General features: G+C 44.0%; 7 protein-coding genes. 3 read left to right on the top strand and 4 right to left on the bottom strand.

The window, feature by feature from the left end; translation table 11 throughout:
• Positions 1-13: 13 nt before the first annotated feature.
• A complete protein-coding gene (locus tag CLV57_RS04420) occupies positions 14-994 on the bottom strand; it encodes a deoxyhypusine synthase family protein (RefSeq protein WP_100340127.1) in 981 nt (326 codons plus the stop codon).
• A gap of 264 nt (positions 995-1,258) precedes the next feature.
• On the opposite strand from CLV57_RS04420, the gene CLV57_RS04415 reads away from it, so the two are divergent.
• Positions 1,259-2,401 carry a BamA/TamA family outer membrane protein gene (locus CLV57_RS04415; RefSeq protein WP_100340126.1) on the top strand — a complete coding sequence of 381 codons (1,143 nt, stop codon included), beginning with the start codon at positions 1,259-1,261 and terminating at the stop codon, positions 2,399-2,401.
• Between the two features lie 119 nt (positions 2,402-2,520).
• On the opposite strand, the gene CLV57_RS04410 is transcribed toward CLV57_RS04415, so the two are convergent.
• Entirely contained in the window at positions 2,521-3,306 is a 786-nt protein-coding gene (locus tag CLV57_RS04410; RefSeq protein WP_100340125.1) for an O-methyltransferase, read from the bottom strand.
• A 39-nt stretch (positions 3,307-3,345) separates the two neighbouring features.
• Here CLV57_RS04410 and CLV57_RS04405 point away from each other — a divergent pair, with 39 nt between their 5' ends.
• Both CLV57_RS04405 and CLV57_RS04400 read left to right on the top strand, forming a co-directional pair.
• On the top strand, positions 3,346-4,203 hold the full coding sequence (locus tag CLV57_RS04405) for a transglutaminase-like domain-containing protein (RefSeq protein ID WP_100340124.1): 858 nt from the start codon (positions 3,346-3,348) through the stop codon (positions 4,201-4,203).
• A 3-nt stretch (positions 4,204-4,206) separates the two neighbouring features.
• Complete coding sequence (locus CLV57_RS04400; RefSeq protein WP_100340123.1) at positions 4,207-4,731, top strand: hypothetical protein; 525 nt, start codon at positions 4,207-4,209, stop codon at positions 4,729-4,731.
• Between the two features lie 42 nt (positions 4,732-4,773).
• Here the strand turns inward: CLV57_RS04400 and sov are convergent, their stop codons facing one another.
• Both sov and ruvA read right to left on the bottom strand, forming a co-directional pair.
• Complete coding sequence (gene sov, locus CLV57_RS04395; protein ID WP_245856859.1) at positions 4,774-11,838, bottom strand: T9SS outer membrane translocon Sov/SprA; 7,065 nt, start codon at positions 11,836-11,838, stop codon at positions 4,774-4,776.
• 24 nt (positions 11,839-11,862) lie between these two features.
• Positions 11,863-12,447, bottom strand: a complete 585-nt coding sequence (gene ruvA / locus CLV57_RS04390; protein WP_100340122.1) for a Holliday junction branch migration protein RuvA — start codon at positions 12,445-12,447, stop codon at positions 11,863-11,865.
• Between the last annotated feature and the right edge of the window lie 42 nt (positions 12,448-12,489).

The following is a 12,489-nucleotide window of genomic DNA, read 5'->3' as shown; positions in this document are numbered from 1 at the left end:
CTCTGCTTAGCGTTTATTGACCTAATATCCACGCAAATATGAGTGGAGCTACAATGGTAGCGTCAGACTCCACTATAAATTTAGGTGTGTGGATGTCTAATTTACCCCAGGTAATTTTCTCGTTAGGTACCGCTCCGGAGTAGGAACCGTAAGACGTTGTTGAGTCTGATATTTGGCAGAAATAGCTCCAGAAAGGTATCTCTTCCATCTCCATATCCTGATAAAGCATAGGCACAACGCATATTGGGAAATCGCCCGCTATGCCGCCACCAATCTGGAAGAAACCAATGCCTTTTCCTGATGAATTTTTAACGTACCAATCAGCCAGCCAGGCCATGTATTCAATACCACTTTTCATGGTAGAAGCTTTGATCTCGCCTTTTATTACGTAGGATGCAAAGATGTTACCCATGGTTGAATCTTCCCATCCCGGAACAACAATAGGCAGGTTCTTTTCAGCAGCTGCCAACATCCATGAATTTTTTGGATCTATCTCATAGTACTGCTCCAACTCACCGCTTAGTAATATTTTGTACATATACTCATGCGGAAAATAGCGCTCGCCGCTATCGTCTGCATCTTTCCATATTTTGTGGATATGTTTTTGCAGGCGACGGAAAGCCTCTTCTTCCGGAATACAGGTATCAGTTACACGGTTGTAGTGGTTCTCTAAAAGATCCCACTCATCCTGCGGACTCAGATCGCGGTAATTAGGTACGCGTTTGTAGTGTGAGTGCGCTACCAGGTTCATAATATCTTCTTCAAGGTTGGCACCTGTACAAGAAATTATATCAATTTTATCCTGACGGATCATCTCAGCCAGCGAAATGCCCAGCTCAGCCGTACTCATGGCACCTGCAAGGGTAACCATCATTTTGCCGCCCTCAAGTAGGTGGGTTTCATAACCTTTGGCCGCGTCAACTAAAGCGGCAGCATTAAAATGCAGGTAGTTTTTCTCAATAAACTGAGAAATGGGTCCTTTGGTAGTGCTCATCATCATTCAATTTTGATTGGCGCAAAAGTAGGTATTTTGGCGGAAAACCAACCCGCTATTTTACACGCCTAATGCAAGGGTGGCTCTCAGTGGCTCACCCCGGCTCAGGTGGCCAAGGTGGCTCAGGTGTGGACCACGGTGGCTCTCAGGGCTCACGGTGGCTCACCCCGGGCAGAGCCACCACCTACATCTTTTCAAAACAATCATTAAGACTTTTACTTTATGAGCTGTTAAAACGCTATATTTAGCCAAGCCCCGTACGCCATGAAAAAAATCACAAGTTTTTGTGTTATTTCCATTCTTGTTATTAATTTTCAATCTGTTAACGCACAAAGTATCATTCCAAAGTTCATCCGCAAAATGTATTTTGAAACCGATAGCAGCAAGCGTCCAAGCTTTGTATTGATACCGGTACTCTCCACCGCTCCCGAAACCGGTGTAGAAGTGGGTGGCGGCGCTTTGTATTCTTTTTATACCGACACTTTAGCACCCGGCACAAGGGTTTCTAACTATTATGGCTATGCTACCATCACTACTAAAGGCCAGAACCGCTTGCAGTTAAGTACCGACAGGTGGTCGCCGGGAAATAAATATCATTATACGGTGGCGCTTAACTTTGTAAATTTCCCTAACAACTTTTACGGCATAGGTAATAACACACGCAAAGCAGATGCTGACCTGTTGGATGAAAAAAGATTCAGGTTTGACGCAACTGCCGAAAAGCAGGTGAAACACAATTTATACATTGGCTTTTTGGCCGGAGCCTATTACTACAGATATAATAACAAAACTGTAGGCGGCATATATGATACTGCAACCAATATTGAGGATAAAGATGGCGGACCAATAGCCTTTGTTGGCCCAACGCTAACTTTTGATTCGCGAGACAATGTTACCTATACCACCAAAGGCATACGCTTTGCAGCGCAATTGAGGGCGATTAAAGGGGTGTTCAGTAACAATGACTACGTTGGCGGCTTGTTACAAGTTGACGTTGCTGAATTTATCAAGCTGAGCAACAGGTTTGTACTTGGGCTTAATGCGCAAACCAAAAATCTATTGGGCGGCGCATCGCCATTTTATCTGCTGCCGCAGATGGGTAATGATGAGTTGATGAGGGGCTACTATGGTGGACGGTTTCGCGACCGTAATTTGTTAGCTGGTCAGGCGGAACTGCGTTATAGAATAAGCAACCGGTTTGGCTTAGTAGGTTTTGGTGGCGCCGGACAAGTGTTTAAAGACGATCTAACGCTATCAGCATTTAAACCCAACTTGGGCGGCGGTTTACGCTATTTCTTTGACGTTGAAAAAGGACTGGCACTACGCCTTGACTACGGCATAGGTCAGCGTCCGCTTGGCGAACAAAGGCTGAGTGGGTTTTATGTAGCGTTGGGGCAGGCGTTTTAGGTAGTCGATAGTTGATAGTCCATAGACCATAGTAAGGCGTTTTAGATGGTCGATAGTCAATAGACCATAGTAACTTCTATGCACTATCGACTATTGACCATGGACTATCGACTATGGACTCAATACCTTATTACAAAATCTTCCTTCACCTGCCCTTTTCTGAAATAAACCAGCCCTATCCAAAACAGGTCAACGGTTACTGTTACCTGCGGGTGCGCTTTGATCTCTGCCCAGGCGTCCTTCATCTCCTCGCTCCAGTAAATATCGTCAAAAATGAGCAACGTATCTTCATGCACTTTTGGCAAGCACCATTCAAAATATTCAAGCGTGGCATCTTTACGGTGGTTGCCATCAACAAACATAAAATCAAGTTTGTCTAATTTGTTTATCACTCCTTGCAGGGTGTCATCAAAATTGCCTACCACTAAATTAATGTCGCGCACGCCTGCTTTATAAAAAGTTTGTTTAGCTACGCCGGCAGTTTGGGGGCAACCTTCCATAGTAAAAACCTTGGCGGAGGGCGCCGCTTTTTTTAGGTAAACAGATGTTGTACCCAAACAAGTGCCCAATTCAATAATGTTGTCAGGCTGCGCGTCGGCTGCAAGGCGATAAAGCAGCTGGGCCAGTTTGGGTGGTTTTAAAGCGTTTTTGGCTATGTCTCCAATGCGCTTTTGTTTATTATTATTTACGTGCGATCCGGCGCCCAGGTCTGTCACAGTTATCATGCGGTTGTCTGACAGCAATTGCCCGCGTATGCCTTCAACCTCGTTGTATACTTTTTTGGCACTAAAATCGTATATCACTTTATCAACCAACCGATACACGAAGGGCGAATGCAGGCCATGCCTGGTTTTGGCTTTTAAACGGTACAGCAGGTAGTCAAACCCGAACCTTATATTGAACATATTGCAAAATTAGGGAAACCTTATTATTTTAGCGTATAGATGATAAATCAAACAGAAGTAAAGTCGCTGATACGACTGCTTGACGACCCTGATCAGGGAATATATAACCACGTTCACGACAAATTGTTGTCGTACGGTACTGAGGCTATTGGCTTTTTAGAGAGCGCTTTTGAACAGGCCTTCGATCCCATACTACAGGAGCGTATTGCCAACCTGGTGCACGAAATACAATTCGGTATTTTAAAAACCGACCTAAAGCTGTGGCATCAAAGCGGCGCGTTTGACCTGCTACAAGGGATCATCATAATTAATCGCTACCAATATCCGGATCTGGATGAGCAAAAGCTGATCAATCAGATTGAAGATATTAAACGCGATGTTTGGATCCAGATGATGAATGAGGCCAGCCCTGTAGAACAGATCAAGCTGATCAATCATGTTTTCTACCATTTGCATGGCTTCAGCGGCAATATCACTAATCATCAGGACCCTCAAAACAGCTATCTGAGTCAGGTGCTTGAAACCAAAAAAGGCAACCAGATATTATTGGCCAGTATTTATTCCATTATAGCGCAAAAGCTGGATATTCCTGTTTATGGTGTAAACCTGCCCCAGCATTTTATATTGGCCTATATGGATGAAAGCCAGCAAAGCGAATTTGAAAACGGTGTAATGTTCTACATAAACGCCTTTAATAAAGGCTTCATTTTTGGAAGACGCGATGTAGATATGTTCCTGAAACAACTTAACCTTGACTTTGACAAGCAGTTTTACGAGCCCTGCTCTAACACGGATATTATAAGGCGCATTTTGCGTAACCTGATCAGTTCTTATGAGCATTTGGGTTCGCCGGATAAGGTTGCTGAATTGAATGAATTGCTGAATTTATTGGATTAAACATTGACATTAAAAAATACGTTAGCCACAATATTTCTTGTTCTGACAATTGGATCTAACTCTTGCACGAACTCTGAAAAAAAGAAAACAAATGTTAGTCCATTTAAAAAAAGCCTGATTGAGCGAAAGGTAGATGGCACTAATTATCTCATAGCGTTACCAAAAGGCTATCAAATCAAGGAAAGCCGCGGAATGGATTTTTCAGTATATTATTTTTTGCCGTCAGACACATCTGTGAAAGCACCTTTTAAAGGAGGCTTTTATTTAGGTAATCATGGTGCAGGTTTCGGCCCTGATAGTATAACTTGCAAATTGAAAGACTTAACCAGCCCGCTTTTAAATGTTGAGCAATCCTGGTCATTATATAATTGCAATGGGAAATATCAAGTAGAAACATTTGCTGATAGCAAAAGCGGTTACAACTGGGGCAAAATGCTTCATGTCTTTGGCAGAGCAGACTCTGATGCAGATTTAAAAAAACTGTTGGATATCTACAGTACGCTCAAGGTGAGTAATCAGACTAAATAAACTTTCAATCGATGTCAGGCATTAGTAAAAATGCCTTTACCCTTACTGCAACAACAACTTCATATTCACCCCAAAATTGGTGAACGAAGTATTGAACGACTGCGAAGTGTACGGCCGTATGAGATTAGAATCATAAAACAAGGTCATGTTAAAACGCTGACTGATGGTATAATCAATTGACGGGCGGTAGGTAATGTTCTGCGCTCCTGCCGATATCTGTGCCGCTTCTATGTCTGCCCGGTAGATCAAAGTTTTGTTATCACGCAGTGCAAAATCAAGTTTAAAATTCAGATCGTTCTTCAAAATTGTGTTTCTGAACAACCCAAACGGAAACCTGAAATTGCGGGTTTTATAACCCATCCCAAAAACTATTACTTTTTCATTCTGCTGTGTAAGCTGGCTGTTGGCCATGCTTAAGCTCAGGATTCGGCTCTGGCGATATTCAAAATTAGCGGTGACATTATTTTTAAAGCGAACATCGGCACCTAACAATGGCACAAACTGCTCATAAATGGTGATCTGAGAGAATTGCAAACGCGGTAAAAAGTCACTGTTAATATCACGTGATATAGCATGACCTCCAGCCTCATTGTACTGCAACAAACTCGTGTAGCCACTAACTGTGTAGGTTGATTGGTAACCGTGTCTCAGATCAAACGAGTCAAACATTTCCTGAAACAGAGGCATCCCGCTTAAGCCACCATAAGTTACCTGCCAATTGGGAATAGGGATTGCCGGGAACTGGCTAAGATCGGCACCCGATGCATCTTTACCGGTGATGGCCGCCAAAAATGCAGGCACCAAAACATTCTGCGCATTAGGTCCGTAGCCATCGGCAAACCCCGCTGCATTTGTTCCTGATGAGTTAGGGTTTTCGGCACCGAGGCGTTTAGATATAGTGGCCCTGTTCTGTAAAAACTTATTAAAGGGTATTGAAACATTGTCAATACCCGATGGGGTGGAGAACGCCGTGGCCAGAGAGAAAAATGATATACTATAATCGCCGGTGGTAATTGCGGCCATATTCTCAAAAGCACCGCTTGCATCAGAAAACCTGAAATTTGTTTGATAGTTGCGGTTCTGTGTTTTGAATGCCTGTAGTTGAATGCGCAGATCGCGTATAGGTTCAATCATGCCCTTAAGGCGCAGATCTTCATTAAAAGTTTTGTTATAAAGCTGGTTTTGCAAGGTATTCGCAGATAGCCACCCGTTTGCTACTGCCCTCTCCCGTATATCTGCCTGGCTACCTAATAAAAATCCTATGCCGGGTGCATCATAAGTAAAATCCTGACCGAAAATATTGCTTTGCGGCATATAGCCCGGTAAAAAAGTACCCTCTTTACGCGTGTAGGTGCCGCTTACATTTTTAATGCTGAATAAAGCACCCATCAGGAAATTACCTATTGTATTGCCTTCATAATCCGGCTTTTGCCTGTTGCGGTAAATAGCAAACTTGTTGTAAAACCTGGAAAAATCAAGCGTTGGGTTAACTTGAATGGTACGCGAATTTAAAATGCTGTTACCAACGTCCAGTTGAGGATTTTTAATGCCGAACAAGGGTTGTGCCTGCCAGTTAAAGTAGGTTTGATAGCTCACTATCATAGCGGTCCAGTCCAAATAAGGAATTTTGTTAACAGGAGTAGTATAATTAAGGTTAAGAGTGTGGTTATAGTTAGTTGTACGCCCCAACTTTTTAATATTCTCCCATAAAGTATCGCGCTTCAACCCTGTTATACGGCCATAAGGTTCATCAACTACAGAAAGGTTGGTGGCATCCAGATCCATGGTTAATGATTTGGTTAGGTTCCAGCCAATGCCATATATTCGGGTTATGTTAAAGTTTTTATTAAAGTTGGTGGGGATGGGCGTAGGGTTATCCCTGTCTGTATTTCGCAATGAGTTTTCGGCATAAAAACGGTTAAAGTTCATGCTGAAATTTAACCTTGATGGCGCCAGGCTAAAGTTAATATCGCGCAGTAAAGCCAGTGTGTTACTTTTAATGATCTTACTCAGCGGACTTATGTATTTGGGCTGATTGGCATAATTGTAAGCAAAAGCACCTGCGTAAGTTCGCTCCACATTGTTCTCGGTAATGAAATCGCGGTGCAGATATTCTGTAAAAGCATAGCTGATATTAAAATTCTCAATGTCCCAAAAGCGTACGGGCGCGTTGGCATTGGTACGCTCCTTGTGCACGTTGGTGAAGTTGATGCTGCGCCTTTTGGTGTAATCTTCGGTTGTGGTTTTTATTGAGTCGCGCTGCTGTTCGGTTTGGGCAGCGGCCAGCGATTGTTTCAGCAAGATATCCGGCTGGCCGGGATCATACATCGGGGTACTCACCTGCGATGAAACATTTACATATGTTGGTATTTTAATGCCGGACTTCTCAGGGAAGAACTTACCAATATCCATGCTCGTAGAGATATCATAAGCCTGGTTATCATTCAAGGGCCGCTCCTGTAGCTTTGAATCTAAAGCCCCAAACCCGGCAGTTGATTTGCTTCCTGCTACCGTTATATCAGCAAAGTCAGCCAGTTTAATGTCTGCACGGGCCATAGCTGCCCAGCCTTTTTTATTTTTAAAGTCGGTGAGGCGGAGTTCATCAAACCAAACAATACCCGCCTTAGGCAAACCATCATCCACGCCCGTTGGTGAATTGTTACGGTAAGGGTTGCGTACCCCCAACATAATAGTGCGCAGGCGGCTCAGATCTGGCACTCCCATAATAGTAATGCGGTTGCGCCCGTTTGAATAAGTGAACGGCCTGTTCACCGGCCAGGGCATACCCAGGTATTTAGCGTTGTTACGCGCCAGCTTGGCATCGGTTAAAATGGTAAGGTCAATATCCAGTTCATTCTCTGCCGGCCATATGCTACTTGCATTGGTTGAACCGGGTGGCGTAACTACAAGTGGTATCTCATATTCGTAAAAGTTATTTTGATAGTCGGTACCCAGTCTGATGAAAGCGCTTAATTCCCCATCTCTCAAGGTGTTTTGCGGGACTGCCTCCGCGTGGATGAACATTTGCAGGTGGTTATACCTCCGCAGATCGTTATAAAAGGTTTTGAAGGCAGCCCGTGAGTAGCCATCGGTTAAATTAGTTACCGTTTGTGATAGCGACTGCTCGTTCAACTGTGTATTAACCTGTAAGTTATTAAAATCACGCTGGCGTTGTATACCGGGCGGCACTACATATGGTATAGGTACGCGCTTACCATTTTCTTCAATATTAACTGTTTGAACGGTGAATGTTGAATTATCCAGCGGTGGGTTATTCAATGCAATATCAGCAATAACATTAGCCTGATTATTTTCGGTATTAAATGCACGCCAGTCGCCCCTTACCAGTTCCATCGTCGCAAAACGCAAAACGGCTGTATCAGCAAAGTTGGTCATGAACATACGCATGTAGCGAATGGCTTTAAAATCCTGTATACCGCCAACGGTTGATTGGTAAGACGTAACAGGTATACGGAACTGGTACCAGTTCACAGACTGGGTTGTGCCATCAGCCAGTTTTACTTGCGAAGTCAATTTATCATTGACAAAATTTTGACCTACCACCAAATCACCCGGGCGCATGGATACCTTGTATTGGAAGTACTGGTCGTCCTGGCTCATGTTATTGTCGCGATCAATATCCTCACCATCAGGCAAAGCGGTTGATGCTGATGTGGGCAGTCCTAATTCGGCCTGTGATTGCTCGGCAGTACGCGAGTTGCTCTGGTTGCCGTTAAATCTGCTGTAACGCTCCAAAATGCCAGCCCGCGCCTGATCCTGGTCGCTTCCAAGATAATATTGAAAATCGTCTGATGATGGATCATTAGCGAAGGCTGCTGCTGCCGTAGCGCTTACCTGCCCTTGCAGTTGTTGTATTGAGTTAGCAAAGTTAATGCGCTCATCGGCATTGTTCAATCCATCTAAACCAATATCCTGCAAAGCCCGTGAGGTGGGGTTACTGTCAAATGCGTTTACCACGGGTTGCGTGCGGATAACTCGACCCCAAACGGTATTATCTACAGTGCTGTAGTCGCCGTTAACAGGCAAGCCGTTTTCTAAGCTTTTTCTTCCGTCTTTTAAAACATCTTCGGATATGCTTCCGAGGTTAAAATACAGATCACCGCCCTGCGATTGTGGTTTATAAATGAAGGGGTCCATCATCCAAAACTCAATATATTGAACATTGAGCGACTGAAAATCTGTTATAGGAATATTGCGATACATACCACCCCAGCGTGAGCGTGGATTTTGTAGTGTGCCGTCTGCATTAAGCCCGGTTGTTGCGTAATTATAGGGCCCACGTATAGTTGGGTAAAAAGCCAGATCAAGCGTTGCCACTGATAAAGGCTGCCCGGTAACCGACTGCTTATATGGGAACACCTCATTTTGGAATACCTGCCGTACGTAATGATTAGACAACTGCGCCCGTGTTAAAGGAATTGAACCCGATGTATAAAATATGGGGTCGATATTATAAAATGCTAATCGTGCACGGTTGTACCCATAGGCCAGATTATTGAACAAACCCGACTCAGGAAATAAACGGGGCGTAGCCGATAACTGCCAGGCATTGGCTGCCTTAACGTCAATAATGGATTGGCTATTTTCAAAATCATCCAGATAAGAGGTACCATTTCTGGCACCGGCATAACTTAAAACGCTTGGACTACCGGGTAAGAGTTGGGCAAACTCTCCACTAAAGTTGAATGAAGATGGCGCTTTGGTTTGCAGGAATGGCAATTTATCAACCATCCGTGTTAAAAAGCGAGATTCAGAACTGTAGTTGATATCCAAACCCCAAATGGTATTAGAAAGCGACTCCTGCCCAATGGCCTCATTTTGCGAGATAGGCTGCTCATTGAGGTGCATGATGGTTCCGCCCAGCAACAGTTTGTTGTTTACCTTGTAGTCAAACCTTGCACCGTACAACGACCTTTGCTGAATGCCAAAAAGCTCATTGTTTTCCAGGTTAACTGTTATGGGCTGGCCCGATTGTAGCAAGGCTCCATTGATGATATTAAGCCGACCAGAATTGTAATCAATGGTATAATCTGTACCCTCTACTAATTTAGTTGCCCCAGCCGACACTATAACAGAACCCTGCGGAATATTGGTAGCGTTCAACTGGTACGACCCTCCGCCTCCTTGTGATGAGTAGGTACCTTTTATGGCATAACGGTTAAGTTGCGGAAAGAACTGCTGTGCCACCACTTTAGTGGAGTCATACAATTGCTGGTAAACATACCTTCGCCTAAGGTCTGTTTCCGAAGCATCAAAACGCGCAGCAAGATCAGAACCGAACGGCTCTAAAACCGGAAAAACAATCCGTCCGTTTTGCGAGTCAATAGTAATTCCTTCCAAAAAGTCAAAATAGCCATCGGGCCGTTTCTCGTTTTGCTGGCTTAGGTTGTCCAGTCCGGTTAGTTGCAACCATAGCTTACCTTTGGTGTTCTGCCCCTCTTCCATTACCGGTTTTTCAACGCTGGTTTTATCGTCTAAACGCGCAACGCGCAGCTTAAAATTTTGCGGGTTCACCTGGTAAGCGTTAAGCGAATAGATGTTCTTCATCATCAGCTTCCAGGTTGGCAGGTTGGTTTTTAACAGCGTATTCTTTAGCAACTTCAAGTATAAAACTTTAGGCTGCGTAGGGTCAACCGGTGCATCTGTAGAGAACTCTCCAACCTGGTACTGTACGCCGTTGTAGGTATATTGAAAAGCAACGGCAAGCACCTCATCATTATTCAAAGGATAATTAACTGATATGTAACCTAATTGCGATTGCAGGGTAAACTCTTTAGGTGTTAGCTTACGTGCATAAGTTAGCTTGGCATAGTTGTCGGTACCACCCGTGGAAGCAAAGTAATTAGCTAACGAGTTAGCCGGATCATTAGTCAAACGGGCACCAGCCGGCAAGTTTTGCAACAAGGAGTTAGATTGCTGTGCGGCTATCGGTCCGGAAAAGCCAGATGGCAAAGGCGAAAAACCTGCCCCCCCCTGAACCTGAGTGGTGTTATAAGGCCGGTTTTCACCAAGGTCAAGCAAACCCAACACATCCCGCGAGTCGGTAGTAGTATTGGTGCGGTTGGTTACCCACACCTCCACACGTGTAATGTTGATACCCGAGCTGATGAGGGGTATATTAGCTAATGACCGGTTATAGTTATCTCTGAAATACTGCGCCAGAAAGTAGTGCCTGTTAGCCTCATAGTCCGATGCCACCATGTTGATCTCCCCCTGCTGTGAGCCGTTAGTGATGGTTAGCGTACGCGACTGAGAACGTTGCTGCGAGAATACACCTGTAACGCCCAGCTTACCAAATTTCATTTTGGTGCGGATACCAAACAACGCCTGCTTACCTGTAATGAGCGTAGTGGGCAAGGGCATACTTACCGTACCTGCCTGTATCTCCTGAATAATGTCGTCGGCATGGCCTTTGTATTCCAGCTTAAACTGGTTATCAAACTGAAACTGGGCATCGGTATTGTAATTGGTTGCTATTTTAAGTTTATCGCCAATGTTACCGGTTACATTAAGCTGTATACGCTGATCAAAATTGAAGTTAAATTGCTTGCGCTGACGGGTATTGAACAGCGGGTTCTGGTTACTGTTGATCTGCCCTGAAAGTATAGCCTCTGCCGAACCCTGCGGCCGTATATCAATAGTATTACTGCCGAATATTTTAGCAAACGTTTGGCTACGCACTTTTATTTGCGGAATAAATCCGGGTTGTTGCGACTGGTAGGCGTAGTTGTCTGTAAGCTTTTTAAAATAATTCCGCTTTTCTTCCTGCTGCTTTAAGGTTAGGTACTCTGAAAAGGTTAAGTAAACCGGTGGCCTGTACAACAAATTACCAACCCGTTCATACATTACGTAACGGTTAGCAGCTACATCATACTCAATGGTGCGGGTAAGGCCGGGTGGGTCGGGTTCAAATACCCCTTTCCGGGACAGGCTGTTATTGGTGGGTTTATAGTTATACGGAACTTTAATGATTACCGAATCGGCACGCTTTAATGCGGGTTGTTGGGCAAAAGCATTCCTTATGCCGCAAAACGCGGAGATTATAAACAATGCAATTACAATCCTACCGGTAAAAATCCCGCTCAAAGGCTAAAGTTTAATTAGCAGTAATTATAAACTTTTTAATGCAATTTTAATAAGGTGTTCAACGGTAATTGAGCTGTCCATTTTATTCATTTGCTGGTCTAATACCTTTTCAGCCGCATTGCGGGCGAAGCCTAACATTACCAATGCGGCCAACGCTTCATCTTTAACTGAAGGAGCAACTATTGCAACGCTAAGCGTTTCCGGACCTTCTTTCTTCAATTTATCCTGAAGCTCCAATATTACACGTTGTGCTGATTTTGGACCAATACCTTTGATACGCTGTATAAGCGATACATTGCCGCTTACAATAGCCGTATGTATCTCGGTTGGTGTAATGGACGAGAGCATCATCCGGGCCGTATTAGGGCCAATTCCGGAAATAGAGATCAAATGAAGGAATAGCCTCCGCTCGCCTTCATCAACAAAGCCATAAAGCGTATGTGCATCCTCCTTAACATGCAGCCATACATAAAGCTTTTGCCGCTCGGTAGCACTTAATAAGGAATAGGTGTGTAATGAAATATTTATTTGATAACCAACGCCTCCCGCATCTATCACCACGTAAGCCGGGCTTTTAAAGGCTAATTTACCGTCAATATAATTATACATAATTTTGCTGACGATAAATTTATAGATTTAAACCATAGCTAA

This window comes from Mucilaginibacter auburnensis (assembly GCF_002797815.1).
GTDB lineage: Bacteria > Bacteroidota > Bacteroidia > Sphingobacteriales > Sphingobacteriaceae > Mucilaginibacter > Mucilaginibacter auburnensis.
Note: the sequence above shows the minus strand (reverse complement) of the source record. Positions and strands in the feature narration are given on the sequence as shown.